Consider the following 26,621-nt stretch of genomic DNA (forward strand, 5'->3'; position numbering starts at 1 on the left):
TGCCGGAGGCTGCGATCTTTTGACGTTGTCTTATTAAAAGCAAAATCAAAAGATCGCAGCCTCCGGCAGCTCCTACAAAGGGCGATCCACGGTATTACTGCTGCTGCACGGCAATCACCGGCGCCGGCGTCGGTGAAACCAGCACCTTGGCGTGCATCTGCTCACACCCGCCGCCCCGGCGCATCCCGCGCACCGGACAGGCATCCAGGTAGTCCAGGCCCACCGCCAGCTTCAGGTGACGTTCCGGCCGGGCCAGTTCATTGGTCACGTCGAAGCTGTACCAGGCATCATCCAGCCAGGCTTCGGCCCAGGCGTGGCTGGCCAGGTGTTCGCTGTTTTCGCTGTACAGATAGCCCGACACATAACGCGCAGGAATGCCCAGGCTGCGGGTACAGGCGAGAAACGCGTGGGTGTGGTCCTGACACACACCGGAGCGTCCGGCAAAGGCCTGGGCCGCGCTGGTGTCCACTTCCGTGGAGCCCGGCGTGTAGGTCATATGCTGGTTAAGGCCATGCATCAGATCGATCAGCGCCGTGCGATCGCGGCGCTGCCTGCATTCCTTCTCGGCGAACGCACGCAGGGCGGCATCGGCTTCGGTCAAACGGGTGAAGCGCAGAAACGGCAGCGCCGACTGGCTCTCGTGTTCGGCCTCACGCCATTCGTCGATATCGACCTGGCCACGGGCGCCGATGATGATCGCCTCGTGCGGTTCGTCCAAGGTCAGCACATGCAGGATGTTGCCGAACGGATCGAGTTGCGCGCGCACCGGACGCGGCAGGTCGAGCTGCCAGCTGAGCACGTGCTGACGCTCGCTGTCGTGGGGAGTCAGGCGCAGATACTGGATGCTCGCCCGCACCTTGTCTTCGTAGTGGTAGGTGGTCTCGTGGCTAATGGAAAGTCTCATGCGGCCTCCAGATAAGAACTGTGAATCGCGTTACCCAACTGGCGCACCAGCGGGATGAACTCGGTCAGCCAGGCGTGCAGGCCTTCGTCAAGAATTTCGGTGATGCCGGTATAGCGCAGGCGTGCGTCCATTTCTGCCGCCAGGCGTTGTGCTGGACGACCATTGGCCCCCGGTAATTGCGCGAGGATCAGGTCGATTTCTTCGGTGCAGGCGCGCAGGGATCGCGGCACATCGGCCCGCAACAACAGCAATTCCGCCACATGCCGGGCACCGGGGGCATCGCGGTAGATTTCCGTGTAGGCCTCGAACGACGACAACGCCCGCAACAACGCGCTCCATTGGTAATAGGCGTGAGCGGTGCCATCGCTGACCGCTTCGGCTTGGTCGCCGGCCATTTCGTAGCGGGCATCGAGCAGGCGCAAGGTGTTGTCCGCCCGCTCGATAAAGGTCCCCAGACGAATAAAGCGAAACGCATCGTTACGCATGATGGTGCCGTAGGACGCGCCCCGGAACAGGTGGGAACGTTCCTTGATCCACTCGCAGAAACGGCTCATGCCGTAGCGACTGAGGCCCTGTTCGGCGATGCCGCGAATTTCCAGCCACGTGGCGTTGATGTTTTCCCACATGTCGGCGGTGATGCGCCCACGCACCGCATGGGCGCTGGCCCGTGCGGCACCGAGGCAGCTGTAGATGCTCGCCGGGTTGGCCGCATCCAGGGCGAAGAAATGCAGCAGCCGTTCGGCATGCAATTCACCATGGCGCTCCAGGTAATCGTCCAGGGTGCCAGTGATCAACAGTGGCATGGCCAGTTCGTGCAAACCGTCGCCACGACCGTCTTGCGGCATCAGCGACAGCGAATAGCTGATGTCGAGCATCCGGGCGAGGTTTTCCGCCCGCTCCAGGTAACGCGACATCCAATACAAATCCGAGGCAGTTCTACTTAACATGACAGGCTTCCTTTAATCCTCGACCACCCAGGTGTCCTTGGTTCCGCCGCCCTGGGAGGAATTGACCACCAGGGAGCCTTCGCGCAGGGCGACGCGGGTCAAGCCGCCGGGCACGACCCGGGTTTCACGACCCGACAGGACAAACGGCCGCAAGTCGATGTGGCGTGGCGCAATGCCGTTTTCGACAAAGGTCGGACAGGTCGACAGCGACAGCGTCGGTTGCGCGATATACGCATGGGGCTTGGCGATGATCCGCGCGCGGAAGGCTTCGATTTCCGCCGCCGTCGCCGCCGGCCCCACCAGCATTCCGTAGCCGCCGGAGCCCTGGGTTTCCTTGACCACCAGTTCTGGAAGATTGGCCAGCACGTGGGAAAGCTCAGACGGATTACGACACTGCCAGGTCGGCACGTTCTTCAGGATCGGTTCTTCGTCCAGATAGAAACGGATCATGTCGGTAACGAACGGATACACCGACTTGTCGTCCGCCACCCCCGTGCCGATGGCATTGGCCAGCACCACGTTGCCGGAACGGTAGGACGACAACAGCCCCGGCACGCCAAGCATCGATTCCGGGTTGAAGGCCAGGGGATCGAGGAAGGCGTCGTCAAGGCGACGATAAATCACGTCAACCGCTTTCGGCCCGTCGGTGGTGCGCATGTAGACCTTGTCGTCACGCACGAACAGGTCAGCGCCCTCCACCAGTTCCACGCCCATTTCCCGGGCCAGGAACGCATGTTCGAAGAACGCACTGTTGAAGCGCCCCGGCGTCAGCACCACCACGCTCGGGTTATCGATCGGGCTTGAGCTTTTCAGTGTGTCGAGCAGCAGGTTCGGGTAATGGTCGATAGGAGCGATGCGTTGCGCCGCGAACAGCTCGGGGAACAGGCGCATCATCATCTTGCGGTCTTCTAGCATGTAGCTGACGCCGCTCGGTGTGCGCAGATTGTCTTCGAGCACGTAGTAGGTGCCATCGCCGTCACGCACCAGGTCGACGCCGGAGATGTGCGAGTAGATATCGCGGTGCAGATCCAGGCCCTGCATCGCCAACTGGTACTGCTCGTTGGCCAGCACCTGCTCGGCCGGAATGATGCCCGCCTTGATGATGCGCTGTTCGTGGTAGAGGTCGGCGAGGAACATGTTCAACGCCTTGACCCGCTGGATGCAGCCGCGCTCGACGACGCGCCACTCGCTGGCGGGGATGCTGCGGGGAATGGTGTCGAAGGGAATCAGGCGCTCTGTCCCTTGCTCATCACCGTAGAGCGTGAAAGTAATCCCGGCGCGATGAAACAGCAGATCGGCCTCGCGTCGCCGTTGTGCCAGAAGCTCGTCAGGCGTCTCGGCCAGCCAACGGGCAAACTCCCGATAATGCGGGCGGACCTGGCCGCCGGCATCGTACATCTCATCAAAATAGTTGCGGATCATGCCGTACTCCTTGTCACTCGGACGTCCAGACCTTCGCAAGGCCCGTGCCATCGGCATAAACGCTTAAATTTCAATCGGTTGGATAATCAAGACGCACGCGCCGCACCAATCCTGTGCGACAAATGCCCCATCCTGATTGCCCCCGCTTCATTGCAAGGCGCTGTGATCGCCTATCACCAGCATAGTCAGAGTTGATTTCACTGCCCGGCAGTCGCTGGGGATAATTCATGCATTCGCTGGAAAACCTGCCGATCTCCCCTTATAGCCGCCTGCCCAGGCGGTTTTTTTTCCTTTCTGCAACGTGCTGAAACGAAAACGGCCAACCCGAAGGTCAGCCGTCATTGCTGGTTGTCACTGTTCATAAGGTTATGCGAGTCGCCCTCGTACCTCCTGTTTCACACCCCAGCCTTCGATGATGCCACCCAACGGCTCGACCACTGCTTCGAAACCTTGTTCGAAGTCGCCGATGTCGTCATAGGTGGCATACATGACCTTGCACAACTCCAGCGCCCAGGCGCCATCGTCGCGCACACTGATTTGCGCATCCAGGGATTCACCACGGTGGAAATGACCTGCCGCCCTGCGTGCCCGCTCCTCGTCCGGGAAAATGGCGTAGAACTCGATGGGATGAAACCGCGAAAAGTCAAAACCGCCTTCTTTCATGCGGCGCAACACGCTGCTGCTGATGTCTTCTTGATAGGCTGTGCTCATGAAACGTCCTCCTCAATACGATGGATAGACTTTCCGTACTCCCTCACCCGCAACCGAACAGCGCGAGCGACGGCAACCGATGTGCCGGCGGGAAACAAGCATGGAGCTGACAAGACCAGACCTTAGCGATTCATTCGCTGATCTCGCTTGCAGAGTAGCCTCAAGATAGAGCCTCTGCCAAGGCCTGGATGTGAATGCGACAGGTGCCGTTCAGATTGGAGTAATGCCGAGGATTTGAATGCTGTTCTGGGTCTTGAGGTTCTTGACGCTGGCGTCAGCGGTTCGCCCTTCCAGATCGTTCAGATCCAGTTCGGCGGCAATAGGAAGGAGCCGGGCCTTGATGAGTTTGGCAGCGCGTTCGTTATCCGGGCACTCGTCGCACTCAAAGACTTCGTCGACAGTTTCACCGTGATCATCCACGAAAGTGATTTTCCACTTTTGCATCAGAGCCTCCTAGAACAAACCCGCAAATGGGCTTACATCTATCTGGACTTTTGCCCTGAGTGATCGTTCAAACGGTTTATGGGGTGTTGGCATGAAATCATGGAACTGTGGGAGCGAGCCTGCTCGCTCCCACAAGGGTTGCGTCCTACTTTCAGTCGTTGCTTGGCTTGCCCACAGCCTGCAGAACGTACTGCGGCAAGGCGAAGGCGCCGATGTGGATTTCCGGGTTGTAGTAGCGGGTGACGATGCCGCTGCCGGCGAAACGCTGTTGCAGGGTTTCACGAGACAGTTGGCGATAAGCGGTATTGGTGGCGCCCCAGGCGAAGGTCATCGAGCCACCGATGTAGGTCGGCACGGCGGCCTGGTAGAAGTGCCAGTCCGGGAACAGGCTGCGCAGGCGACCGGCGGTGGTCTTCACTTCTTCGATCTGCATGAACGGCGTGCCGTTCTGCGTCACCAGAATGCCGCCTTCGTTCAGGCAGCGGTGGCAGGCCTGGTAGAAGTTTTCCGAGAACAGCACTTCCCCCGGTCCGATCGGGTCGGTGGAGTCGGAAATGATCACGTCGAATTTTTCAGTGGTGGTGGCGACGAAACGCATGCCGTCGTCGATCACCAGGTTCAGGCGTGGATCTTCGAATGCACCTTTGGAGTGGTTCGGCAGGAATTCCTTGCACATGTCGACCACGGTGCCGTCGATCTCGACCATGGTGATGTGCTCGACACTGCGGTGCTTGGCCACTTCACGCAACATGCCGCCGTCGCCGCCGCCGATGATCAGCACGCGCTTGGCGGTGCCATGGGCGAGGATCGGCACGTGAGTCAGCATTTCGTGATAGATGAATTCGTCGGCTTCGGTGGTCTGGATCACGCCGTCCAGCGCCATCACCCGGCCCATGCGCGGGTTCTCGAAGATCACCAGGTGCTGGTGCTCGGTGCGCACTTCGTGCAGCAGTTTTTCCATGCGAAAACGCTGGCCGTAGCCTTCGTAAAGGGTTTCCAGGTAGTCGCTGGTCGGGGTGTTGCTCATGGGAAGTGCTCCGATGAATGCGGGTGGCAACGGACGGTTACCCGCCCATGATGGTCATTCGATCGTATCGATTGACCGGGAAAGGCGCGCATTCTACGTCGCGGAACATGACAGGTCGAACCTTCGTCATCGAAGTACCCACAGAACATTGTGGGAGCGAGCCTGCTCGCGAAGCGGCCGATGCGGTGTCAGTGGCTCCGCGTTATCGTTCTTCGCGAGCAGGCTCGCACACAGGTTCAGTGTCGCCTGTTCAGAATTTGACGTTGCCCCGCGGTCCGGCGATGGCCCAGATGATCAGTCCCAGCACTGGCAATAGCGCAATCAGCAGCACCCAGAGGATTTTCATCCCGGTCTCGGCGCTACTTTTGAAGACGTTGATGATGGCCCAGATGTCCAGGGCAAAAATGATCAAGGCAACCAGGCTGTTGAACGTGGAACCCATGGTGACGCTCCTGAAGAGTGATTTGCCCTCTCAGGATAGACGGTCGCCGCGAGGGTTCCTTTTTATTGACAGTGTTTGGCTATCAGACGTGGATCGCCACTTTCAAGGCTTCCAGGGATGGCGCGGCCACGATGCCGACTTCGGCGCACAATTCCAGCACGCGTGGCACGTCATTGCCGTAGACCAGCACCACCTGCAACTCGTCATCGAGCAACTGGCTGAAATTCATCAGCGTGTAGCCACCGTTTTCCTTGTTCATGCTGCTCATCTGCACCTGGATTCGGTTGAGCGCGGTCAGGGCTTCGGTCTTCGCCAGTTGCTTAGGCTTGAGATTGAATTCCACGCCCGGACCGAACGACGCGACGATTTGCGCGAACAGATCCATGTAGGTGTCCGCCTGGAACAGCACCGTTTCCGGCAGGCTGCCGACCACCACCCACTCACCCAGCGGGATCGGGAAGCTGTCGTCGTAGTTGATGTCCGGATTGGCGGCCAGGAAAGCATCCTGATCGGCGTAGGCCTGGGCCGCTTCGTCCGCGACCTTGAGGATTTCGTCTTCGCCCATGCACCCGGAGCTGATTTTGCTGATGAGTTCGACGAGTGCGGCTTTCATGGGGCGGATCCTGTAGCGAGGGGAATGTTGAGGGCGCGAAGGATAGCGCAAGCCAAAAAAGATCGCAGCCTTCGGCAGCTCCTACAGGTGTACGCCACTCAATGTAGGAGCTGCCGAAGGCTGCGATCTTTTAAAGCAATCAGCCAATCAGCTTCTCAAGCTGAGCAACCGTATCGGTAGCGCCCATGGTTTTAGCCGCTTCCAGCGCAGTGATGCCATTGGCGTCCTTGGCTTTCGGGTCGGCGCCCTCGCCGATCAGGTAATCGACCACTTCAACGCGGTTGAACATCGCCGCCATCATCAGCGCCGTGCGGCCATCGAAGGACGAGCCTTCAACCTGCGCGCCACCCTCGACCAATGCCTTGATCACCGCCAGGTCGCCCTTGAAGGCGGCGCCGGCAATCGGGCTCTGGCCGTTGTCGTTGCGGATCTCCGGGTCGGCCTTGTGCTCCAGCAGGACTTTTACCGTGTCCACATGGCCGTGGTACGCGGCCAGCATCAGCAAGGTATCGCCCTTGTGGTTACGCAGGTTCGGCGGCAAACCCTTGGTCAGCAGCGCGGCCATCATTGCCGCATCGCCCTCCCGTGCCTTGTTGAATACCTGTTCGGTGAATTCGGCGGCTTCTTCGGGGGTCATCTGGCGGCTTTTGTCTGACATTGGGCACTCCCTTTTCTGTCATTCGTAAAAGCCGACAGTTTCCCGAGCGGCCCCGGCACTGTCACTTGTTTTTTCTCATGGGCCGCCATAGCCAGATTCAATAGCGGTACTTGCCGCCGTGGATGTCAGACAACAACTGCTGCGTGACCTGTACGTAAGTCTGGGTCCCCGGCAGCCAGGCATAGATCGGGTCATCTCCGGTTTTACTCGGGTCGAAGGCCTCGTCCTTGAGTCGGGTCTTCTGATATTTGAACGTTCCGGTGGTTTCCATTTTCACTTTCACCCGCAGGAACAACGGCACCGCATAGGCCGGCATTTGCTCACGGGCGAAGGCCAGCAGTTCGCTGAAGTCCAGGGTTGCCAGGGATTCGGCAGGCGTGATCGCCGCCATCCCGGCGCGGCCATTGGTGTTGCGGATTTCCACGCCATAGGCCACGGCTTCGGAAATATGCGGGTGTTGCAGGAGTATGTTTTCAACCTCCGTGGTCGAGACGTTTTCGCCCTTCCAGCGGTAGGTATCGCCCAGGCGGTCGACAAACTGCGCATGACCGAAACCGATGTTGCGCAACAGGTCGCCGGTGTTGAAGTAGCGGTCACCCTTCTCGAACACATCCTGGAACACGACCTTGGCGGTTTTCTGCGGATCGGTGTAGCCGTCCAACGGTGCCTTGTCGTCGATTTTCGCCAGCAGCAACCCCTGCTCGCCCTTGGCGACCTTGCGCATCAAGCCGTTGGCCTGACGAATCGGCGCGCCGCTGTCGTGGTCGTACGCGACCAGCTCCCAGGACATCAGGGAAAAACCGATGGTGTTGTCGAAATTGAGAATGTTGGTGAAACCGATATTGCCATCGCTGGCGGCGTACAGCTCACAGATGTGATTCACCGCAAAGCGGGTCTTGAACTCGCTCCAGGCGCCGGGACGCAAACCGTTGCCGATCATTTTCTTCACATCGTGCCGGCTGTCGTCGGCGCTGGGCGGTTGATCGACCAGGTAGCGGCACAGTTCGCCGACATAACCGATGGTGGTCGCCCGGTACTTGCGCGCATCGTTCCAGAACTGACTGGCGCTGAATTTGCGGCGGATGGCGAACCCGCTGGCACCACTGACGGCCGCCCCCCAGCACACGCAAAGGCCCGTGGCGTGGTACAGCGGCAAGGTGCAATAGACGACATCGTCGGGGCGCATGTCCAGGGCGATCATGCCGAAGCTCGCAGAGCTGCGCATCCAGCGTCCGTGCTTGAACACGCCAGCCTTGGGCAGGCCAGTGGTACCCGAGGTGTAGATATAAAAACAGGGATCGTCGAAGAAAATCTGCTGGCTGCCGGGTGGGTTTTCGCTGGCATCGTCGAGACTGGCGGTCATCAGGTTGATGAAACCTTCAGGCGCGATACCCGGTTGGCGAGAGGTGTCCTGATCAGCGACGAACCAGGTTCGGTCAGCCTTGATCGACACCCGATCACGCACCGTCAGGTACGCCGGGACCAACTCTTCACCGACAACGATCGCCACCGGCGCCACCAGATTCACACTGTGCACCAGGGTGTCGCGGGTCTGCGAGGTATTGAGCAGCGCACTGATCGCGCCGACCTTGGCCACCGCGAGAATCGTCACCAGCAGTTCCGGACGGTTCTCGATAAAGACCGCCACCACATCACCCTTGCCGATGCCTTGGCCGATCAGGTGATGGGCGATGCGATTGGCCCATTGGTTGACCTCGGAGTAACTGAGCGTTACGTCGCCTTGCAACAGCGCCGGGCCATCCGGGTTGCGCAACGCAGCTTGCTCGACACTCCAGCCCAAACCACACGCCTGGGTCGGGTCCTTGACGTTGGCGGCCTTCATGCCCTTCACCACCCGGGGGATGGCCTTGGCGATGGAAGGCAACTTGCGGAGCATCATGCCCCAGGTAATCGTGTCGTTCGACGTACGGCTCATGATTGCTCCCGTTCGATCTTTTTTTATTGTCGGGTGGCTATGACTGAGCCCGAAAATACGTCAACGGTTCTTGAGCTGTACACGCGGTTTTTGAAATGTTTTGTATCCGCGATCTTGATCTGCGATAGCGCTGCGCGAAGATGATCCCGTGCGCGCCAATTGGTTCCATCGAGTCGCCGACGTACCTGCAAAATGCAGGATGCACGATGGCCATTCATGCAGATTGCACGAAAGCAAAAATCACCAAAAACAATAAGCTATTGATTTTATTAACACTTAACCACTGAAAATACTGGCACAAAGGCTGCAACAGTCTCCCCATGCTTACCATTCAAGTCATCACGGAGCTGAACGACATGAGCCTTATCCAGGAAAAATTTTCGTCCTTGTTCTCCAACTTCGCAGTCACTACCCAGGACCGCCCTGATGGCGGGATTCTGCTGACCTTGCGCAGCGCCGACGGCAGAGAATTCATGCGCTCGATCTCCTACCAGCAATTGCACAATGGCGATCAACTGTCCTGGGTCATCAGCGCGATTCGCCGTGACCTCGCTGAACAGGCCAGCGAATTGCCGCAGATTTCCATGCTGCAGAGCCAGCAACGGTTTGCCCTGCCGACCTATCACTCGCTGTAAAAAACATTGTGGAAAAACACTGTAGGAGCGAGCCTGCTCCGGGCGGCGTTCCGACGATAGCGATCTGTCATTCAACATTGATGTTGACTGACACTCTACAATCGTCGGAACGCCGCCCGGAGCAGGCTCGCTCCTACAAGTTGTGTAGTGCTTAGAAGGCGGCAGGATCGATCCGCGCAAAGCTGTCGACCGTGACATGCCCTGCCAGTTCACCGCCCTCACGGGCCAACCCGCAAGTGGCCATCCCCGCCGCACGCGCCGCCTCGAGTTCTTCGACGATGTCCGACAAAAACAGAATCTGTGCCGCCTCGACCTCAATCGCCTGCGTAATGTTGGCGTAGGACTGCGCCTCGCGCTTGGGCCCTGAAGTGGTGTCGAAGTAACCACTGAACAACGGTGTCAAATCCCCCGCCTCCGAGCAGCCGAAGATCAACCGCTGGGCCTGGATCGAACCGGACGAATAAACAAAAAGTTGATAACCGGCCTGATGCCAGTGCTTGAGCGCGTCAACGGCGTCCGGGTACACGTGCCCCTTCAACTGCCCGGCCAGATAGCCCTGCTCCCAGACCATTCCCTGCAACGCTTTCAACGGAGTGGCCTTGCGGTCTTCGGCAATCCAGCCCAGCAGGATCTCGACAACGCGCTCGACATCGGCGTCCGGCTCATTGCTGTCGCGGCGCACGGCAGCCAGTTGCTCCGCCACATCGACGCGTTCGGCGTGCTGACGGACAAACGCCGGCAAGTGTTTGGCGGCATAGGGGAACAGCACGTCGAACACAAAACTCACCGCGCTGGTGGTGCCTTCGATGTCGGTGAGAATCGCTTTGATCGGCATCGACTCAGTCCTCCAGGCCTGGGAATTGGCTGGCGATGTCTTCGCCGGTGAAGTTGGCCACCCAGCCTTCCGGGTTGTTGAACAGGCGGATCGCAATGAAATGCGGGTGCTCGCCCATGTCGAACCAGTGTTTGGTGCCCGCCGGCACCGAGATCAGGTCGTTTTTCTCGCAGAGCACCGCGTAGACGTAATCGTCGATGTGCAGGGTAAACAGGCCACGACCGGCGACAAAAAATCGTACTTCGTCTTCGCCATGGCGGTGTTCGTTGAGGAACTTTGCACGCAATTCGGCTTTTTGCGGGTGGTCGCTGTTGAGGCTGATCACGTCAACGGTGATGTAACCGCGTTCGGTCATCAGCTTGTCGATTTGCTCTTGATAGGCGGCGATCACTTCATCCTGGCTGGCGCCCGGCTGGAGTTTTATGGCGGCCTGCCAGCGGTCGAAACGCACGCCCTGCTCGGCCAGGGTCGAGGCGATGTCTTCGAAATGGGTCAGCACCTTGTTGGGGATCTCAGGGCTGGAGACGTGATAAACGGACAGGCTGCTCATCAGGGCAACTCCTTAACGGTTCATGCTTTAAAGAGCGAGCGCATCTTCAACTCGCACTCGAACAAAAATTCAAAGGCCTCGATCTGCCGCAGGGCATCGCTCATGCGCGCGCCCCAGGTGTAGAGGCCATGACCACGGATCAGGTAGCCGACGCAATCGGGATGGGCGTCCAGCCAAGGCTGCACCTTGGCGGCCAGGCGCGCAATGTCCTGATCGTTGTCGAAAATCGGCACGCGCACCCGGGATTCGTGGGTGGTCACACCACTGAAGGCTTTTTGCAGTTCGTAGTCTTCGAACTCGATGAAGTCTTGCGGCGTCAGGCGCGACAGCACGGTGGCATTCACCGAATGGGTGTGCAACACCGCACCGATCTCAGGGCGCCAGCTGTAGAGCTGGGTGTGCAACAGGGTTTCGGCGGACGGTTTCTTGCCCAGTTCCAGGCTGTTGCCTGACAGGTCGGTGGCCAGCACATCGTCCATGCCGAGTTGCCCCTTGTGCTTGCCGGACACGGTCAGCAAGGCTTCGGTCGGCGACAGGCGGGTCGAATAGTTGCTGCTGGTGGCCGGCGACCAGCCGCGGCCGTACAGAAAACGCCCGGCGTCGATGATTTCCTGGGCGAGGTGTTCACGGGTAAGGCTCATGGCCTGTCCTCTTGCATACGTGTGGCAATGATAACGGCAGCCGCGACGGCTGCGAGACTGGCAATACTAAAGGTCCATGCCGCACCGAGGGCATTCCAGCTGTAGCCGGAATACAACGCGCCCAATGCACCACCGGTGCCGGCCAGGGCGGCGTACAACGCCTGACCCTGGCCTTGCTGGCGCGCACCGAAGCTACGTTGCACGAATGAAATGGCAGCGGCGTGAAAGCTGCCGAAGGTCGCCGCGTGCAATACCTGGGCAAACAACAGCACCCAAAGAAACTCCGCGAGCGAGCCCAGCAACAGCCAGCGCAACGCCGCCAGCAGAAAGCTGGCCATCAGCACCCGGCGCAGCGAAAAGCGCGCGAGAATCCGGCTCATGGCCAGAAACATCAGCACTTCGGCGACCACGCCGACCGCCCAGAGCATGCCGATCACGCCACGGCTGTAACCCAGACGCTCAAGGTGCAAGGTCAAGAACGTGTAATACGGCCCGTGACTCATCTGCATCAGCGCCACGCAGCCGTAAAACGCCAACACGCCGGGGCTGCGCAATTGCTTGAGGAATCCTTCCCCCGTCACCCGGTTGCCCGGCGCCGGTTGGGCATTGGGCACCCACAGGCTGCTCAGGACGATACCGGACAGGATCAACACCAGCGCCGCCGGGTAGATGTCCAGGCTCAACCATTCGAACAAGCGCCCGAGCGCGACCACGGTGATGATGAAACCGATCGAGCCCCACAGGCGAATCTGGCTGTAGCGCGAGGTCTGGCCCTGCAAGTGCGCCAGGGTGATGACTTCGAACTGCGGCAAGACCGCATGCCAGAAGAACGCATGCAAGGCCATGACCATCGCCAGCCAGGCGTAGGTCTTGCTGACGAAAATCAGCGAAAAGGTCAGCAGCGTGCACACCGCGCCGAAGCGCACGATGGCCAGCCGCCTACCGGTGTAGTCGCCCAGCCAGCCCCAGATATTCGGCGCCACGCAGCGCATCAGCATCGGGATCGCCACCAGCTCGCCGATGCGCGCGGCACTGAATCCGAGATGATCGAAGTACAGCGCCAGGAACGGTGCTGTCGAACCGAGCAAGGCGAAATAGAACAGATAGAAACTGGAAAGCCGCCAGTACGGGAGCGCCGCCACGCCTGTCAAACCGCAGCGGCTGCGAGGTCAGCCATTAAAGCTGACCCAGCACCGGTGTGCTCACGCGCACATCGGCGTTTTGCCCACGGTGACGCAGCAGGTGGTCCATCAACACGATGGCCATCATCGCCTCGGCAATCGGCGTGGCGCGGATGCCGACGCACGGATCGTGACGGCCCTTGGTGACGACTTCCACCGGGTTGCCGTGAATGTCGATGGAACGGCCCGGTGTGGTGATGCTCGACGTCGGCTTCAGCGCCAGGTGCGCAACGATGGGCTGACCGGAGGAAATACCGCCGAGAATGCCGCCCGCGTTGTTGCTGAGGAAACCTTGCGGGGTCATTTCATCGCGGTGCTCGGTGCCACGCTGGGCGACGCTGGCGAAACCGGCGCCGATTTCCACGCCCTTGACCGCATTGATACTCATCAGCGCATGGGCCAGTTCGGCGTCGAGACGGTCGAAGATCGGCTCGCCCAGGCCCGGCATCACGCCTTCGGCGACCACAGTGATTTTCGCGCCGACTGAATCCTGGTCGCGGCGCAACTGGTCCATGTAGGCCTCCAGTTCCGGCACCTTGTCCGGGTCCGGGCTGAAGAAGGCGTTCTGCTCCACCGAATCCCAGGTCTTGAACGGAATTTCGATCGGCCCGAGTTGGCTCATGTAGCCGCGAATGACGATGCCCTGGCTGGCCAGGTATTTTTTTGCAATCGCACCGGCCGCGACGCGCATCGCGGTTTCGCGGGCCGAGCTACGGCCGCCGCCGCGGTAGTCGCGCTCACCGTATTTGTGGTGGTAGGTGTAGTCGGCGTGGGCCGGGCGGAACAGATCCTTGATCGCCGAGTAGTCCTTGGACTTCTGGTCGGTGTTGCGGATCAGCAGGCCGATCGAGCAGCCAGTGGTGCGACCTTCGAACACGCCAGAGAGGATCTCGACTTCGTCGGCTTCCTGGCGCTGGGTGGTGTGGCGGCTGGTGCCGGGTTTGCGGCGGTCCAGGTCGCGCTGCAGATCCTCCAGGGATATCTCCAGGCCCGGCGGGCAGCCGTCGACAATGGCGACCAACGCCGGACCATGGCTTTCGCCCGCGGTGGTGACTGTGAACAGCTTGCCGTAGGTATTGCCGGACATGCAGGACGCTCCGTGAAATGAACCTGAATACGTAATGCGCGCCAGTATACGCAGGCTACCCAAGTAGTTCATCCTCGAACCTTATGGGTGCCTGTGAGTCCAACTGGCATCTTCTGGATGATGGCGCGATGATGCTGCGAGTTCTTGCCTTGAGCCTTACCCTGATTTCCGGCTTCGCCCAGGCGACTGTCCTGCAACGACCGATCACATTGGATACAGGCACCGGCGAGCTTTTCGGCTCGCTGTTACTGCCAAAATCCGACAATCCTGTGCCGGTTGTCCTGATCATTTCCGGCTCCGGCCCTACGGATCGCGACGGAAACAACGCCGACGGCGGGCGCAATGACAGCCTCAAGCGCCTGGCCTGGGTGCTGGCCAAACACAACATCGCCAGCGTGCGTTACGACAAGCGCGGCGTGGCCGCAAGCCTGGCCGCCACGCCGGACGAGCGCAATCTGACGGTAGAGGCCTATGTGTCCGATGCCGAAGCCTGGGGCCAGAAGCTCAAGTCCGATCCGCGTTTCGGCAAATTGATTGTGCTGGGTCACAGCGAAGGTGCCTTGATCGCCAGCCTCGCTGCGCCGGGCATCGATGCCGACGCGGTGATTTCCGTCTCCGGCAGCGCCAGGCCGGTTGATCAGGTCATCCGCCAGCAACTGGGCAATCGCCTGCCTCCACCGCTGATGCTGCGCAGCAATGAATTGCTCGACAGCCTCAAGGCCGGGAAACCCGACGACAATGTGCCGCCACCGTTGCAGGCGATTTTCCGTCCGAGCGTGCAGCCGTACCTGATTTCCCTGTTCCGCCAGGACCCGTCCGCGGCGTTTGCCAAGCTGAAAATGCCGGCGCTGATCATCCAGGGCAGCAACGACATCCAGGTCGGCGTCAATGACGCAAGGCTGCTCAAGGCCGCCAAACCGGACGCCGAACTGGCGCTGATCGAGGGCATGAACCACGTCATGCGCATCGTGCCCAACGACGTCAAACGCCAACTGGCCTCTTATAAAGATCCGCAATTACCCCTGGCGGCGGAACTGGGCACACGAATCCTCGGGTTTATTGACGGACTTCGTACCAGCTAAACGCCCCCAGGCCCTCCAGTCTTGAAAAAAACGGCCGATAAGCCTTTGTCGCCGCCACATTGGTTGGCGACACGCTGAGCTTGGACAGGATCTCGCCGTTATGACTGATACCCAGACTTCACCCGACACCAGCGCTGAAACTGACGCACCGCCAGCGGTCGAGCTGCCCTGGGCGGACGTCCACGTCGAGCACCACAAGATGCTCCGTCTGGCGCCGCTGCAGACTGACCGCAACACGGGCGGGCGCCCATTGCGCTTTGTCGAATCAGGTTATGCCGAGCGCAACGACAAGGCGCGCAGCCTGATGCGCATGAGCATCACCCTGCCCGGCCAGCGTGTGCGCAAGGAACAGAATCATCTGGACGTGTGGGTCGATCACGCCGAAAAGCGCGTGCATTTCGGCCCGGACAGCGGTTTGCAGGTTGAACCGCTGAACCGTGGCATTGGCCGCTACCTGGCGGCCCAGGGCATCAACTGGGCGAAGAAACGCTGGCCGACCTACACCGTCGACGGCTTTGACCTGAACAACAAGGATGCGCTGAACGAAGACACCCGCCTGCGCCGCGATCACTTTTTGCGTGTGCACGGTTTCGACGTGGTGTATGCCGATGCCCAACATTTGAAAGGCAGCGTCAAGCCGGTCAAGGTCGGCGACCTTTCTGGCGACTGGAACAGCGAAAAACTGCAGGTCGTGGAGATCCTCGAGGCGGCGCAGATGCTCCAGCAAGCCGAACAGAACCTGGCCGAGCAGGAAGTCAAACTCAAGAAACACGAAGAGAAAGTCAGCAAGTACAAACGCGAAGACGCCGGGCTGCGTTTCACCATCACCTGTCTGGTGGCGTTCGCGGTGTTTCAGGCGGGATTGCTGATCTGGATTGCCACGCACCGGTAATCGGCGTCGGACTTGAAAAGATCGCAGCCTGCGGCAGCTCCTACAGGGGTGTTCACATAAACCTGTAGGAGCTGCCGCAGGCTGCGATCTTTTGCTTTAACGGTTAAACGCGGGAAGCGAACAACGCCTGATGCTCCCGGCACTGCTGCGCACTCAGCATGAACACACCATGGCCGCCACGCTCGAACTCCAGCCAGGCGAAGTCGACTTCCGGGTACAACGCCTCGACGTGCACCTGGCTGTTGCCCACTTCAACAATCAGCAAGCCCTTCTCGGTCAAATGATCCGCCGCTTCGGCGAGCATGCGCCGTACCAGGTTCAAACCGTCGTCACCGCAGGCCAGGCCCAGCTCCGGTTCGTGCTGGTATTCGTCCGGCATGTCAGCGAAATCTTCCGCATCGACGTAGGGCGGGTTCGACACGATCAGGTCGAAACGTTGTCCCGGCAAGCCCTCGAAACCATCGCCCTGCACCGTGTACACACGCTCATCGACACCGTGGCGCTCGATGTTCTGGTTAGCTACTTCCAGCGCTTCGAACGACAGGTCCGCCAACACCACCTCGGCACGCTGGAACTCGTAGGCGCAGGCGATACCGATGCAACCGGAACCGGTGCACAGGTCGAGAATTCGCGCCGGCTCGTTAGCCAGCCATGGGGTAAAACGGTTTTCGATCAACTCGCCAATGGGTGAACGCGGGATCAGCACGCGCTCATCGACGATGAACGACATGCCGCAGAACCAGGCCTCGCCCAACAGATACGCCGTAGGCACCCGCTCTTCGATGCGGCGCTTGAGCAAAAGCTGCAGGTGGACCACTTCGTCTTCTTCCAGATTGCAGTCGAGGTAGCTGTCGGCGATTTCCCACGGCAGGTGCAGCGCACCCAACACCAATTGCCGGGCTTCGTCCCAGGCATTGTCGGTGCCATGGCCGAAAAACAGATCCTCCCCATGGAAGCGGCTGACGGCCCAACGGATATGGTCACGCAGGGTGCGAAGGCGGGAAGTGATCACGACGGCAAACTCCAGAAAAATCGACGGGCGATTCTACCAGTCAAACGACGTTACGACGACGCGGGAAACTACCGATTCAAATGTAGGAGTTATCCGTTTTTTCGCCAGGCTATTGAACAAAATGCGACTATTGACAAGGCTACAGGCCAGCAACGACGGCACCTACGATCGTAGCGATTCACAGAACCGCTCAGCCAGAGGACAATGTCGCAAAAGCCCCACTCCAAGGAGCCCCAGAATGTCTGTTCCAAAAACGATGTTTCAACTCAGCGGTCGCGGTTATCCGGCAGCCAAACTGAGTCAAGCGACCCTTATCATCATTGATGCCCAGAAAGAGTATTTGAGCGGGCCCCTGGGGCTCAGCGGCATGGATGAGGCCGTCGCGAACATCAAGCAGTTACTCGCCGCAGCCCGTGCCGCCGGCCGGCCGATCGTGCATGTCCGCCACCTCGGAACGCTCGGTGGGATGTTCAACCCGCAAGGCGTCGGTGGTGAATTCATTCCTGGCCTGGAGCCACAGAGCGACGAAACCGTCATCGGTAAATTGCTGCCGAGCGCGTTCCATGGCACCGAACTGGCCAAACGCCTGGAAGACCTCGGCGCCCTCGACCTGATCGTCTGCGGCTTCATGAGTCACTCGAGCGTCAGCACCACCGTGCGCGCAGCGAAGAACCTGGGTTTCCGATGCACACTTATTGAAGACGCCTGCGCCACACGCGACCTACCCTACAAGGGCGGTGTCCTGAGCGCCGCGCACGTTCATCAGACCGAAATGGCGATCATGGGCGACAACTTCGCCACCCTCGCGCTGACCTGTGAACTGATCTGATCGACGCTCAATGAGCGGCCTGAAATGCCGCTCATCCGCAAAAACCTCGCATTTGCCGTAATTGTCTTAGCCTCAGGAACATCCCGGTCAACTCCCGGTCGAAGGGCCGATACCCATTGAGGAAGGTCGGAATGAAGTTATCCGATGGTTTTGACGCTCGCCGCTTGCGGTCCAAAGGCCAACGCAACTGGCGTTTTCGAATCGGCGCGACGTTCGCGGCATTGCTGGCGATGTGCGGCGTGTTGCTCGCCATGGCCGGTACCGCCAGCCTGCTCGGCCACGCACCCGCCCTGGGTGAATTGAACACAAGCCGCACCGGTGCTGCCGTGATCCTGGTCATCGGCCTGTTCGTGCTGTACCTCGGCGTGTGGCTATGGCGCCGTTGCCGTCGTCGCTCGCGCCAGTCGCGGGAACTGGCCATGTCGCCGCACCTGATGAAAAAACACGACTGAGCCAAGCGTCGCGCGCGTTTTTGTCGCGCCCGATTCGCTTCGAGTTGGGTAAACTGGCCGCCCTTCGCGGAGGCTGACATGCAAGACGACGATTTTTCCCTGTTCAAAAGCGCGATCCAAGGCGTCAAGCCAATCAGGCACGATCGCGCCGAAACCGGCAAACCCAAGGCTGACCGCGCGCAGATTGCCATGCTGCGCCAAGCGGCCACAGTGCGCACCGAATCCACCACCGTAGACGGGCTGTCCGATCAGTTCGTCATCGACGTCGGCCCTGAAGACGAGCTGATGTGGGCGCGTGACGGCGTGCAGGAAAGCCAGATGCGCAAGCTCAAAGTCGGACAGATTCCGTTCGAAGGCAGCCTCGACCTGCACGGCATGAGCGTGGAAAAGGCCCGGGAAACCCTTTGGGCGTTCCTCGCCGAAGCCACCCGATTCGAAATCCGCTGTGTACGCGTCACCCATGGCAAGGCGGTACGCCTGGATGGCAAGCGGCCGATGATCAAAAGCCACGTCAACACCTGGCTGCGCCAGCATCCACAGGTGCTCGGCTTCACCTCGTGCCAGGCGAAACACGGCGGTGCCGGCGCGGTTTATGTGATGCTCAAACGCACCATGATGGAAGGTCGTGACGAGTAAAGCTGACGCGCTACGCTTGCAGCGTCGTGTCCGCCACCGTACCCTTGACCTTTGCGTAAAATCCCACAGGTAGTTTCATGTCCCTGGAACAGAATTACACCGCGATCCTTGGCCAACTGGGCGAGGACGTCTCCCGCGAGGGCCTGCTCGACACGCCCAAGCGTGCCGCCAAAGCCATGCAGTACCTCTGCCGCGGCTATGAACAGACACTGGAAGAGGTCACCAACGGTGCCCTGTTCAGCTCCGACAACAGCGAAATGGTGCTGGTCAAGGACATCGAGCTGTACTCGTTGTGCGAACACCACCTGCTACCGTTCATCGGCAAGGCTCACGTCGCCTACATCCCGAGCGGCAAGGTCCTGGGCCTGTCGAAGGTGGCGCGGATCGTCGACATGTACGCCCGTCGCCTGCAGATCCAGGAAAACCTCAGCCGCCAGATCGCCGACGCGGTCCAGCAAGTCACCGGCGCCCTGGGCGTTGCAGTGGTGATCGAGGCCAAGCACATGTGCATGATGATGCGCGGTGTGGAAAAGCAGAACTCGACGATGATCACCTCGGTGATGCTCGGCGAGTTCCGCGAGAACGCCGCGACCCGCAGCGAATTCCTCAGCCTCATCAAGTAATTCGCGGCACGAAGAAAACCGGCGTTCATCGCCGGTTTTTTTTCGTCTGCAAAAAATCAGGTAAGCTGCGCGCCCTTATTCATTAGCACCGTGAGGCTTTCAACGTGTTCGTAAAAGCGCTTCGTGTCGGCCTTGGCCAACTGATCATTTTCATCGACTTCATTACTCGTCCAAGCAAGAAAAAGCGCCCCGCCGCCGCTCAGGCCCAGGTCGAATCCGCCGCCAAGGGCCTGACCCTGTATCAATTCCACGCCTGTCCGTTCTGCGTGAAGACCCGCCGCACCCTGCGCCGCCTGAATGTGCCGGTGGCCCTTCGCGATGCGAAGAACAACGAACAGGATCGCCAGACCTTGCTGGAGCAAGGCGGCAAGATCAAGGTGCCATGCCTGCGCATTGAAGAGAATGGCCAGACCACCTGGATGTACGAGTCCAAGGTGATCATTGATTATCTGGACAAGCGTTTCGCGGCAGCTTGATTTTTTGGGGTGCCCGAAAGGACGCCTTCGCGGGCAAGTCGGATCGCCGCACCGCCGCTCCTACAGTGATTTACGGCGTACACAACCCTGTAGGAGCGGGCTTGCCCGCGAAGAGGCCACTACAGTCACCACAAGTCTCCAGGCAAAAATAAACCGGCCCTTACGCCGGTTTATTTGTTTTCAGGCCGCTTGCGCCGCCTGAGCTTGGCGCACCACCGCCGCCAACCGCTTGAGCCCTTCATCCAGCCGCGCCGGATCAATGTGGCTGAAGTTCAACCGCAAATACCCCGGATGGTTATCCGGCTCGGGAAAGAACGGTTCCCCCGGCATGAACGCTACGTCATTGGCCAACGCGGCGTCGAGCAAGGTGCGGGTGTCCTGCGGCTGCTTGAGTTTCAGCCAGAAAAACAACCCACCCTGCGGCACGTTCCAGTCCGCCAGATCCGAAAAATGAGTGTTCAGCGCCAACTGAAACGCATCCCGACGCCCACGGTAAAAGTCACGCAATTCACTGCGGTGTTGCCGGTACTTTTCGCTGCCGATCCATTGCAGTGCCTGCCACTGGCCAACCCGATTGGTGTGTAGATCCGCCGATTGCTTGAGTTTCAACAGATGTGGAAACAGGTCCGGGCTGGCGATCAAGTAGCCGACGCGCAATCCCGGCAACAGTGTTTTCGACACGGTGCCGGTGTAGATCCAGCTGGCCTTCTTCAAGCGGCTGACAATCGGCGTGGCGCTGCCACCGTCAAAGGTCAGCTCGCGGTAAGGCTCGTCTTCAATCAGCGTCACGCCAAATTCATCGAGCAACGCCGCCACCGCATCGCGCTTGGCTTCGCTGTACCGCACGGCCGATGGGTTCTGGAAAGTCGGGATCAGGTAGATGAAAGCCGGGCGGTGTTGTTCCAGGCGAGCGCGTAGCTCCGTCAAGTTCGGCCCGTCAGCCTCCAGCGGCACGGTCAGGCAATCGGCGCCGAACAGCTTGAATATTTGCAGTGCCGCCAGATAAGTCGGCGCTTCGAGCAGGATCTCGGTGCCCTTGTCGATGTACAGCTTGGCCGCCAGATCCAGGGTTTGTTGGGAGCCGCTGACCACTAGCACCTGGCTCGCCTCGCAGCCCACTCCCAACGCTCGCGCCTCGGCAGCCAACGCTTCGCGCAGCGCCGGCTCGCCTTCGCTCATGCCGTATTGGCCCATGGCTACCGGCATGTCGTTCCAATCGACTTTTGGCAGCATGGCTTCGGCCGGCAGACCGCCGGCAAACGACATCATCTGCGGACGCTGTGCCGCGGCGAGGATTTCACGGATCAAAGAACTTTTAAGGCGCGAGACACGTTCGGAAAAAGCCATGGGGATCACCGGTAGCGAGGCATGTGAAAAATGAGTCAAACTTGTTGACCGAAATTACGCCTCCCCGAACGGATACGTCAATATGCTTGACCTTAAAAACCCGCTTTCCCAGCAGCAGGCCATGGAAGCGTTTTTCTTCGGCTACCAGGCCTTCACCGCCAAGGCCGATGAAATGCTCGAACGTCGCGGCCTGAGTCGGGTGCATCAGCGCATCGTGTTTTTCATCGCCCGCTATCCGAACCTGAGCGTCAAGGAGCTGTTGGCGTTGCTCGGCGTGAGCAAGCAGGCGCTGAACATGCCGTTGCGGCAATTGTTGGAGATGCATCTGGTCGAGAGCGTTGCGTCCGAGGCTGACAAGCGTAAGCGTTTGCTGGAGTTGACGGCGGAAGGTGCGCGGTTTGAACAGGCGCTGCGGCGCGAGCAAGTGAAATTGCTGGAGCGGGTGTTTGCCGAGGCCGGGGAGACGGCGGTGAATGGGTGGCTGGCGGTGAATCTGGAGTTGGGGAGGAGTCATTCGTCGGTTGAATGAGTGTTTGCCTGCTGGATAATCATTAACCGATCCGGCCCCTTCGCGAGCAGGCTCGCTCCTACAGGGGTATGCGATCAACTGTAGGAGCGAGCCTGCTCGCGATAGCGTCCGAACAGGCGATATATCCCGATCGCCAAACTTTTCGTCTACAAAATCAAAAACATTATTTGCTTTCTTTGTATACAAAAGCATAATCCACTTCGTGCGAGTTCCTGACCAAGCGGTCAACAAATTCGCAAGCACCTCAAAGGGCCGCTGCCACCCCTCTCGGATCCGGCCCTGGAAATAACAATAAAACTCTTGAGGAGTATTCGCTGTGGAAAGCCGCAAATCCGAAGCATCGACGCTGGAACTCTCGCCGCCATTACGCAATGGCTTGCTGGAACGTCTGTTCAAACTCAGCTTGCACGGCACCACGGTGAAGACCGAGCTGATTGCCGGTCTGACAACCTTCATCACTATGGCCTACATCATTTTCGTTAACCCCAACATCATGGCCGACGCCGGGATCGACCACGGTGCCGCGTTCGTCGCCACCTGCATCGCCGCGGCACTCGGTTGCCTGTTGATGGGCCTGTACGCCAACTGGCCGGTCGGCCTGGCACCGGGCATGGGCCTGAACGCCTTCTTCACCTACACCGTGGTCGGCACCATGGGCTACAACTGGGAAACCGCCCTCGGTGCGGTGTTTGTTTCCGGTGTGTTGTTCATGATCCTGACCTTCTCGCGGATCCGCGAATGGTTGCTCAACAGCATCCCGGTCAGCCTGCGCTTCGCCATGGGCGCCGGCGTGGGGCTGTTCCTGGGGCTGATCGGTCTAAAAACCGCGGGTATCGTCGTCGATAGCCCGGCTACCCTGATCAAGCTCGGCTCCCTGCGCGAACCCGGCCCGCTGCTCGCCGCCGTGTGCTTCCTGATGATCGCCATCCTCAGCTACCATAAAGTGTTCGGCGCGATCCTCATCAGCATCATCACCGTGACCCTCGCCGGTTGGGGCCTCGGGCTGGTGCACTACGAGGGCATCATGTCCGCTCCACCAAGCCTGGCTCCGACCTGGATGGCCATGAACGTCGCCGGCGTATTCAACGTCAGCATGATCAGCGTGGTCCTGGCGTTCCTCTTCGTGCACATGTTCGACACCGCCGGCACACTGATGGGCGTTGCCCAGCGCGCCAACCTGGTCGGCGCTGACGGCAAGATCGAAAACCTCTCCCGCGCGATGAAAGCCGACAGTGCGTCCAGCGTATTCGGTGCAGTGGTCGGTGTTCCGCCGGTCACAAGCTACGTAGAAAGTGCTGCTGGCGTGGCCGCTGGTGGTCGGACAGGTCTTACCGCAGTCACCGTTGGTGTGCTATTTATAGCCGCAATGTTTTTCGCACCACTGGCCGGCATGATTCCCGCCTATGCCACCGCTGGCGCACTGATTTATGTAGCGATGCTGATGATGGGCGGCATGGCCCACATTGAATGGGACGAAGCGACCGACAGCATTCCGGCGATCGTTACCGCCATCATGATGCCGCTGACCTTCTCGGTCGCCGACGGTATCGCCCTGGGCTTCATCACCTACGTGGCGCTGAAGGCCGGTACCGGCAAGTACAAGGAAATTTCCGTGAGTTTGTGGGTGCTCTGCGCGATCTTCATCGCCAAGTTCATCTTCCTGTAAACCTTACGCGGGACCCGCTTGAAAACAGCCTCACCCCGTCGGGTGGGGCTTTTGTGCAAATGGAGGAAAGTGATGAGTCTGGAAACCTGGCTGCTGTTCAGCGGCGCTGCGCTGATAGTAATCCTGATCCCGGGGCCGTTGTCTTTGCTGATGATCAGCAACAGCCTGAATTACGGTTTGGTCCGCTCCTACCCGGCGTTTCTGGGTGGCGTGATTGCCTCGATCTGCCTGCTGAGCGCCTCGGCGCTGGGCCTGGGCGCGTTGCTGCTGGCGTCGGAACAGTTGTTCCGCGCCTTGAAAATCGTCGGTGCGTTGTACTTGTTCTATCTCGCCTGGCAGAGCTGGCAGCAATCGCGCCAGCCTTCCCATGGCGCCGAAGTGCCTCAAGCTGCAGCAGTGCCGCGCTTTCGCGCACTTTTCGGCCGCGCGTTCATGCTGGGCGCGAGCAACCCGAAAGACATTCTGTTCTTCGCCGCTTTCCTGCCGCAGTTCTTGAGTGCCGAACAAGCGTTCCTGCCGCAGTTGCTGGTGATGATTGCGACCTGGACCGTACTCGACCTGCTGTGCAAACTGGCCTACGGCCTTGGTGCCCATGGTGCGGCGCGGTATCTGCGCAGCGGCAAGGGGCAGAGCTGGTTTAACCGGATCAGTGCGGGGTTGTTCAGTGGTGCGGGTGCAGCGTCCCTGCTGAGCCGCTAAACAGCAAGATCTTTTGACTTTTACACAGACGAAAAAAAGCCCGCAGTGTGAGCGGGCGAAAGACCAAAGAAGCTATATGCGCAATCGCTTCCAGGGTGCAGCAGCTGCCTGGGGGATCAGCTGCCGCGATAGGTGGAGTAGCTGTAAGGCGAAATCAACAACGGCACATGGTAGTGATCCTGCTCGGCGGAGATGCCAAAACGCAGCACCACGACATCCAGGAAGGCAGGCTCCGGCAGCTTGACGCCACGGGCGCGGTAGTAATCGCCGGCATGAAACTGAACCTGATAGACCCCGGTGCGGTAGTCATCGCCTTGCAGCAGCGGTGCATCGACACGACCATCGCTGTTGGTTATCGCGCTGGCGACCAATTCCAGGTGCGATCCTTCAACGCGGTACAACTCGACCTTGATCGAGCTGCCCGGGCAACCGTGTGCTGCGTCCAAAACGTGTGTAGTCAAACGTCCCATTGATTCTGCGCGCCTGCCTGCGTGGAGCAGTCAGACTTCGCGCCTCCCGAAGTCAGTTGAAAAGGAGACCGCACCGATTCGGAGCACGAAAAGCTGCGGCGAGCGACTGATTAAGACACTTTTCAAAAAAATTGTACACAATAAAAACGACATTTTTCGCTTTACCCTCGCCATCTGCCTATTTACTGTCGATTTCCCGCCAAACCGCACAGCCTATGACCCCTTCATCAAATTACTGACCATTCAGGCAGATTTCTTGCAGGCTCACGCCAATAGCAGTAAAAGATGACAGTCGGTGAAAAATGCGAAAATTCAGGCTTACAAAGTGAATATAAAGTTGTATACAATCAGCCCATCGCTGTGACGCCAGCCTGCCATCCAGTTTTCAGCTACGTCACACCAACCGTCATCATCGAATAAGAAGGAAGCCTGCAGTGAGCGCTGACTACCCACGCGACCTGGTCGGTTACGGCAGTAACCCTCCGCACCCACACTGGCCGGGCAATGCCCGTATTGCCCTGTCGTTCGTACTCAATTACGAAGAAGGCGGCGAGCGCAACATCCTGCACGGCGACAAAGAGTCCGAAGCGTTCCTCTCGGAAATGGTTTCTGCCCAGCCGCTGCAAGGCGCGCGCAACATGAGCATGGAATCACTTTACGAGTATGGCAGCCGTGCCGGCGTGTGGCGGATCCTGAAACTGTTCAAGGAATTCGACATTCCGCTGACCATCTTCGCCGTGGCCATGGCCGCCCAGCGTCACCCGGACGTGATCCGCGCCATGGTCGATGCCGGCCACGAGATCTGCAGCCATGGCTATCGCTGGATCGACTACCAGTACATGGACGAAGCCCAGGAACGTGAGCACATGCTCGAAGCGATCCGCATCCTCACCGAAATCACAGGCATTCGCCCGCTGGGCTGGTACACCGGCCGCACCGGCCCGAACACCCGTCGCCTGGTGATGGAAGAAGGCGGTTTCCTCTACGACTGCGACACCTACGACGACGACCTGCCCTACTGGGAACCGAACAACCCGACCGGCAAGCCGCACCTGGTGATCCCGTACACCCTGGACACCAACGACATGCGCTTCACCCAAGTCCAGGGCTTCAACAAGGGCGACGACTTCTTCGAATACCTCAAGGATGCGTTCGATGTGCTCTACGCAGAAGGCGCCGAGGCACCGAAAATGCTCTCGATCGGCCTGCACTGCCGCCTGATCGGCCGTCCGGCGCGTCTGGCTTCGCTCAAGCGCTTTATCGAATACGCTAAAAGTCATGAACAGGTGTGGTTCAGCCGTCGCGTCGACATCGCGCGCCACTGGCAAGAAACCCACCCGTACACAGGGGCTGCCAAATGAGCACCTTCCAAACCGTCAAACCTTCGACCCTGAGCCGCGACGCCTTCGTCGCCGCTTTCGCCGACATCTACGAACATTCGCCATGGGTGGCCGAGAAGGCCTACGACCTGGGCCAGGATGCCTCGATCGACCAGATCGAAACCCTGCACCAGCGCATGAGCGACATCCTGTTGAGTGCTGATCACGCAAGCCAGCTTGATCTGATCAATGCTCACCCGGACCTGGCCGGCAAAGCTGCCGTCCAGGGCCAGCTTACCGCAGCCAGCACTGAAGAACAGTCTGGCGCCGGTATTCACCAATGCACGGCCGAAGAGTTTTCTCGCTTCACCGAGCTGAACGACGCCTACAAAGCCAAGTTCAAGTTTCCCTTCATCATGGCGGTAAAAGGCAGCAACCGGCATCAGATCCTCGCAGCGTTCGAAACGCGCATCCACAACCCGGTCGACACCGAGTTCAAATGCGCGCTGGCGCAGATCAACAAGATCGCCCTGTTCCGATTACTGACCCTATAGCA

General features: G+C 59.6%; 31 protein-coding genes. 13 read left to right on the plus strand and 18 right to left on the minus strand.

All coding sequences use genetic code 11. The annotated features are described in order from the left end of the window. Nucleotides 1–94 precede the first annotated feature (94 nt). The 10 genes from AC1D19_RS03615 to AC1D19_RS03660 all read right to left on the minus strand — a co-directional run bounded on the left by AC1D19_RS03615 (nt 95) and on the right by AC1D19_RS03660 (nt 9,104). Complete coding sequence (locus AC1D19_RS03615) at nt 95–904, minus strand: transglutaminase family protein (RefSeq protein WP_477762414.1); 810 nt, start codon at nt 902–904, stop codon at nt 95–97. Beyond that, nucleotides 901–1,851, minus strand: a complete 951-nt coding sequence (locus AC1D19_RS03620) for an alpha-E domain-containing protein (protein ID WP_477754166.1) — start codon at nt 1,849–1,851, stop codon at nt 901–903. The genes AC1D19_RS03615 and AC1D19_RS03620 overlap by 4 nt, the downstream gene beginning before the upstream one ends. A 12-nt stretch (nt 1,852–1,863) precedes the next feature. After that, nucleotides 1,864–3,273, minus strand: coding sequence for a circularly permuted type 2 ATP-grasp protein (locus AC1D19_RS03625; protein WP_477754167.1), 1,410 nt, complete (start codon nt 3,271–3,273; stop codon nt 1,864–1,866). Between the two features lie 366 nt (nt 3,274–3,639). Continuing rightward, a complete protein-coding gene (locus AC1D19_RS03630) occupies nt 3,640–3,984 on the minus strand; it encodes a ribonuclease E inhibitor RraB (RefSeq protein WP_020796118.1) in 345 nt (114 codons plus the stop codon). Nucleotides 3,985–4,194: 210 nt separating this feature from the next. Next, a complete protein-coding gene (locus AC1D19_RS03635; RefSeq protein WP_477754169.1) occupies nt 4,195–4,428 on the minus strand; it encodes a hypothetical protein in 234 nt (77 codons plus the stop codon). A 151-nt stretch (nt 4,429–4,579) separates the two neighbouring features. Next, nucleotides 4,580–5,455 carry a polyamine aminopropyltransferase gene (gene speE, locus AC1D19_RS03640; protein ID WP_477754170.1) on the minus strand — a complete coding sequence of 292 codons (876 nt, stop codon included), beginning with the start codon at nt 5,453–5,455 and terminating at the stop codon, nt 4,580–4,582. A 250-nt stretch (nt 5,456–5,705) separates the two neighbouring features. Beyond that, the gene (locus AC1D19_RS03645) at nt 5,706–5,897 is read right to left on the minus strand and encodes a PLD nuclease N-terminal domain-containing protein (protein ID WP_007993066.1); all 192 of its coding nucleotides are present in this window, start codon (nt 5,895–5,897) and stop codon (nt 5,706–5,708) included. Nucleotides 5,898–5,979: 82 nt separating this feature from the next. Further along, complete coding sequence (locus AC1D19_RS03650) at nt 5,980–6,510, minus strand: hypothetical protein (protein ID WP_477762415.1); 531 nt, start codon at nt 6,508–6,510, stop codon at nt 5,980–5,982. Between the two features lie 139 nt (nt 6,511–6,649). Further along, the gene (locus AC1D19_RS03655; RefSeq protein WP_477754172.1) at nt 6,650–7,168 is read right to left on the minus strand and encodes an ankyrin repeat domain-containing protein; all 519 of its coding nucleotides are present in this window, start codon (nt 7,166–7,168) and stop codon (nt 6,650–6,652) included. Between the two features lie 97 nt (nt 7,169–7,265). After that, nucleotides 7,266–9,104, minus strand: a complete 1,839-nt coding sequence (locus AC1D19_RS03660) for a long-chain-acyl-CoA synthetase (protein WP_477762416.1) — start codon at nt 9,102–9,104, stop codon at nt 7,266–7,268. Nucleotides 9,105–9,460: 356 nt separating this feature from the next. Between AC1D19_RS03660 and AC1D19_RS03665 the strand changes: the two genes are divergently transcribed. Continuing rightward, a complete protein-coding gene (locus AC1D19_RS03665) occupies nt 9,461–9,739 on the plus strand; it encodes a DUF3509 domain-containing protein (RefSeq protein WP_108219055.1) in 279 nt (92 codons plus the stop codon). Between the two features lie 151 nt (nt 9,740–9,890). On the opposite strand, the gene mtnC is transcribed toward AC1D19_RS03665, so the two are convergent. From mtnC to aroC, 5 genes are read right to left on the minus strand one after another with little or no spacing between them, the layout of a single operon-like run. Beyond that, on the minus strand, nt 9,891–10,574 hold the full coding sequence (mtnC, locus tag AC1D19_RS03670; RefSeq protein WP_477762417.1) for an acireductone synthase: 684 nt from the start codon (nt 10,572–10,574) through the stop codon (nt 9,891–9,893). A gap of 4 nt (nt 10,575–10,578) precedes the next feature. After that, nucleotides 10,579–11,124 carry a 1,2-dihydroxy-3-keto-5-methylthiopentene dioxygenase gene (locus AC1D19_RS03675; protein WP_477762418.1) on the minus strand — a complete coding sequence of 182 codons (546 nt, stop codon included), beginning with the start codon at nt 11,122–11,124 and terminating at the stop codon, nt 10,579–10,581. Nucleotides 11,125–11,144: 20 nt separating this feature from the next. Continuing rightward, on the minus strand, nt 11,145–11,765 hold the full coding sequence (locus AC1D19_RS03680) for a methylthioribulose 1-phosphate dehydratase (protein ID WP_477762419.1): 621 nt from the start codon (nt 11,763–11,765) through the stop codon (nt 11,145–11,147). Then, nucleotides 11,762–12,907 (minus strand): MFS transporter, encoded by a 1,146-nt coding sequence (locus AC1D19_RS03685; RefSeq protein WP_477762420.1) that lies wholly within the window; start codon nt 12,905–12,907, stop codon nt 11,762–11,764. Before AC1D19_RS03685 ends, AC1D19_RS03680 begins: the two co-directional genes overlap by 4 nt. A gap of 34 nt (nt 12,908–12,941) precedes the next feature. Continuing rightward, a complete protein-coding gene (gene aroC, locus AC1D19_RS03690) occupies nt 12,942–14,033 on the minus strand; it encodes a chorismate synthase (protein ID WP_477762421.1) in 1,092 nt (363 codons plus the stop codon). Between the two features lie 83 nt (nt 14,034–14,116). On the opposite strand from aroC, the gene AC1D19_RS03695 reads away from it, so the two are divergent. Both AC1D19_RS03695 and AC1D19_RS03700 read left to right on the plus strand, forming a co-directional pair. Beyond that, complete coding sequence (locus AC1D19_RS03695; RefSeq protein ID WP_477762422.1) at nt 14,117–15,115, plus strand: alpha/beta hydrolase; 999 nt, start codon at nt 14,117–14,119, stop codon at nt 15,113–15,115. A 100-nt stretch (nt 15,116–15,215) separates the two neighbouring features. Next, complete coding sequence (locus AC1D19_RS03700; RefSeq protein ID WP_477762423.1) at nt 15,216–16,007, plus strand: hypothetical protein; 792 nt, start codon at nt 15,216–15,218, stop codon at nt 16,005–16,007. A gap of 103 nt (nt 16,008–16,110) precedes the next feature. Here AC1D19_RS03700 and prmB read toward each other — a convergent pair whose 3' ends face one another. Next, nucleotides 16,111–17,019, minus strand: coding sequence for a 50S ribosomal protein L3 N(5)-glutamine methyltransferase (gene prmB, locus AC1D19_RS03705; protein ID WP_477754180.1), 909 nt, complete (start codon nt 17,017–17,019; stop codon nt 16,111–16,113). 238 nt (nt 17,020–17,257) lie between these two features. Between prmB and AC1D19_RS03710 the strand changes: the two genes are divergently transcribed. The 5 genes from AC1D19_RS03710 (at nt 17,258) to AC1D19_RS03730 (ending at nt 20,035) form a co-directional block, all read left to right on the plus strand. Then, nucleotides 17,258–17,848: a cysteine hydrolase family protein gene (locus tag AC1D19_RS03710; RefSeq protein ID WP_477762424.1), complete on the plus strand. Its 591-nt coding sequence runs from the start codon at nt 17,258–17,260 to the stop codon at nt 17,846–17,848. A gap of 131 nt (nt 17,849–17,979) precedes the next feature. Then, a complete protein-coding gene (locus tag AC1D19_RS03715; protein ID WP_477762425.1) occupies nt 17,980–18,300 on the plus strand; it encodes a hypothetical protein in 321 nt (106 codons plus the stop codon). Nucleotides 18,301–18,378: 78 nt separating this feature from the next. Beyond that, complete coding sequence (locus tag AC1D19_RS03720; RefSeq protein WP_477754183.1) at nt 18,379–18,936, plus strand: Smr/MutS family protein; 558 nt, start codon at nt 18,379–18,381, stop codon at nt 18,934–18,936. Between the two features lie 77 nt (nt 18,937–19,013). Continuing rightward, a complete protein-coding gene (gene folE / locus AC1D19_RS03725; protein WP_007988130.1) occupies nt 19,014–19,559 on the plus strand; it encodes a GTP cyclohydrolase I FolE in 546 nt (181 codons plus the stop codon). Between the two features lie 104 nt (nt 19,560–19,663). Beyond that, nucleotides 19,664–20,035: a glutathione S-transferase N-terminal domain-containing protein gene (locus AC1D19_RS03730; RefSeq protein WP_150724597.1), complete on the plus strand. Its 372-nt coding sequence runs from the start codon at nt 19,664–19,666 to the stop codon at nt 20,033–20,035. Between the two features lie 180 nt (nt 20,036–20,215). On the opposite strand, the gene AC1D19_RS03735 is transcribed toward AC1D19_RS03730, so the two are convergent. Beyond that, complete coding sequence (locus AC1D19_RS03735; protein ID WP_477762426.1) at nt 20,216–21,382, minus strand: aminotransferase-like domain-containing protein; 1,167 nt, start codon at nt 21,380–21,382, stop codon at nt 20,216–20,218. 82 nt (nt 21,383–21,464) lie between these two features. Here AC1D19_RS03735 and AC1D19_RS03740 point away from each other — a divergent pair, with 82 nt between their 5' ends. From AC1D19_RS03740 to AC1D19_RS03750, 3 genes are all read left to right on the plus strand, one after another. Beyond that, nucleotides 21,465–21,911 carry a MarR family winged helix-turn-helix transcriptional regulator gene (locus AC1D19_RS03740; protein WP_477762427.1) on the plus strand — a complete coding sequence of 149 codons (447 nt, stop codon included), beginning with the start codon at nt 21,465–21,467 and terminating at the stop codon, nt 21,909–21,911. A gap of 316 nt (nt 21,912–22,227) precedes the next feature. Then, nucleotides 22,228–23,577: an NCS2 family permease gene (locus AC1D19_RS03745; RefSeq protein ID WP_477754846.1), complete on the plus strand. Its 1,350-nt coding sequence runs from the start codon at nt 22,228–22,230 to the stop codon at nt 23,575–23,577. Between the two features lie 72 nt (nt 23,578–23,649). After that, nucleotides 23,650–24,276, plus strand: coding sequence for a LysE family translocator (locus AC1D19_RS03750; protein WP_477754847.1), 627 nt, complete (start codon nt 23,650–23,652; stop codon nt 24,274–24,276). 116 nt (nt 24,277–24,392) lie between these two features. Here the strand turns inward: AC1D19_RS03750 and uraH are convergent, their stop codons facing one another. Then, nucleotides 24,393–24,746, minus strand: coding sequence for a hydroxyisourate hydrolase (uraH, locus tag AC1D19_RS03755; RefSeq protein ID WP_007974925.1), 354 nt, complete (start codon nt 24,744–24,746; stop codon nt 24,393–24,395). A 434-nt stretch (nt 24,747–25,180) separates the two neighbouring features. On the opposite strand from uraH, the gene puuE reads away from it, so the two are divergent. Both puuE and uraD read left to right on the plus strand, forming a co-directional pair. Further along, nucleotides 25,181–26,107, plus strand: coding sequence for an allantoinase PuuE (puuE, locus tag AC1D19_RS03760; RefSeq protein WP_477762428.1), 927 nt, complete (start codon nt 25,181–25,183; stop codon nt 26,105–26,107). Continuing rightward, nucleotides 26,104–26,619, plus strand: a complete 516-nt coding sequence (uraD, locus tag AC1D19_RS03765; protein WP_477762429.1) for a 2-oxo-4-hydroxy-4-carboxy-5-ureidoimidazoline decarboxylase — start codon at nt 26,104–26,106, stop codon at nt 26,617–26,619. Before puuE ends, uraD begins: the two co-directional genes overlap by 4 nt. The last annotated feature ends 2 nt before the right edge of the window (nt 26,620–26,621 follow it).

The organism is Pseudomonas sp. P1_C12, assembly GCF_056406435.1.

Bases quoted from the DNA above. Each gene is read 5' to 3' on its own strand.
- AC1D19_RS03615 (WP_477762414.1), bottom strand. From the start codon at position 904: ATGAGACTTTCCATTAGCCACGAGACCACCTACCACTACGAAGACAAG.
- AC1D19_RS03620 (WP_477754166.1), bottom strand. From the start codon at position 1,851: ATGTTAAGTAGAACTGCCTCGGATTTGTATTGGATGTCGCGTTACCTG.
- AC1D19_RS03625 (WP_477754167.1), bottom strand. From the start codon at position 3,273: ATGATCCGCAACTATTTTGATGAGATGTACGATGCCGGCGGCCAGGTC.
- AC1D19_RS03630 (WP_020796118.1), bottom strand. From the start codon at position 3,984: ATGAGCACAGCCTATCAAGAAGACATCAGCAGCAGCGTGTTGCGCCGC.
- AC1D19_RS03635 (WP_477754169.1), bottom strand. From the start codon at position 4,428: ATGCAAAAGTGGAAAATCACTTTCGTGGATGATCACGGTGAAACTGTC.
- speE (WP_477754170.1), bottom strand. From the start codon at position 5,455: ATGAGCAACACCCCGACCAGCGACTACCTGGAAACCCTTTACGAAGGC.
- AC1D19_RS03645 (WP_007993066.1), bottom strand. From the start codon at position 5,897: ATGGGTTCCACGTTCAACAGCCTGGTTGCCTTGATCATTTTTGCCCTG.
- AC1D19_RS03650 (WP_477762415.1), bottom strand. From the start codon at position 6,510: ATGAAAGCCGCACTCGTCGAACTCATCAGCAAAATCAGCTCCGGGTGC.
- AC1D19_RS03655 (WP_477754172.1), bottom strand. From the start codon at position 7,168: ATGTCAGACAAAAGCCGCCAGATGACCCCCGAAGAAGCCGCCGAATTC.
- AC1D19_RS03660 (WP_477762416.1), bottom strand. From the start codon at position 9,104: ATGAGCCGTACGTCGAACGACACGATTACCTGGGGCATGATGCTCCGC.
- AC1D19_RS03665 (WP_108219055.1), top strand. From the start codon at position 9,461: ATGAGCCTTATCCAGGAAAAATTTTCGTCCTTGTTCTCCAACTTCGCA.
- mtnC (WP_477762417.1), bottom strand. From the start codon at position 10,574: ATGCCGATCAAAGCGATTCTCACCGACATCGAAGGCACCACCAGCGCG.
- AC1D19_RS03675 (WP_477762418.1), bottom strand. From the start codon at position 11,124: ATGAGCAGCCTGTCCGTTTATCACGTCTCCAGCCCTGAGATCCCCAAC.
- AC1D19_RS03680 (WP_477762419.1), bottom strand. From the start codon at position 11,765: ATGAGCCTTACCCGTGAACACCTCGCCCAGGAAATCATCGACGCCGGG.
- aroC (WP_477762421.1), bottom strand. From the start codon at position 14,033: ATGTCCGGCAATACCTACGGCAAGCTGTTCACAGTCACCACCGCGGGC.
- AC1D19_RS03695 (WP_477762422.1), top strand. From the start codon at position 14,117: ATGGGTGCCTGTGAGTCCAACTGGCATCTTCTGGATGATGGCGCGATG.
- AC1D19_RS03700 (WP_477762423.1), top strand. From the start codon at position 15,216: ATGACTGATACCCAGACTTCACCCGACACCAGCGCTGAAACTGACGCA.
- AC1D19_RS03710 (WP_477762424.1), top strand. From the start codon at position 17,258: ATGTCTGTTCCAAAAACGATGTTTCAACTCAGCGGTCGCGGTTATCCG.
- AC1D19_RS03715 (WP_477762425.1), top strand. From the start codon at position 17,980: ATGAAGTTATCCGATGGTTTTGACGCTCGCCGCTTGCGGTCCAAAGGC.
- AC1D19_RS03720 (WP_477754183.1), top strand. From the start codon at position 18,379: ATGCAAGACGACGATTTTTCCCTGTTCAAAAGCGCGATCCAAGGCGTC.
- folE (WP_007988130.1), top strand. From the start codon at position 19,014: ATGTCCCTGGAACAGAATTACACCGCGATCCTTGGCCAACTGGGCGAG.
- AC1D19_RS03735 (WP_477762426.1), bottom strand. From the start codon at position 21,382: ATGGCTTTTTCCGAACGTGTCTCGCGCCTTAAAAGTTCTTTGATCCGT.
- AC1D19_RS03740 (WP_477762427.1), top strand. From the start codon at position 21,465: ATGCTTGACCTTAAAAACCCGCTTTCCCAGCAGCAGGCCATGGAAGCG.
- AC1D19_RS03750 (WP_477754847.1), top strand. From the start codon at position 23,650: ATGAGTCTGGAAACCTGGCTGCTGTTCAGCGGCGCTGCGCTGATAGTA.
- uraH (WP_007974925.1), bottom strand. From the start codon at position 24,746: ATGGGACGTTTGACTACACACGTTTTGGACGCAGCACACGGTTGCCCG.
- uraD (WP_477762429.1), top strand. From the start codon at position 26,104: ATGAGCACCTTCCAAACCGTCAAACCTTCGACCCTGAGCCGCGACGCC.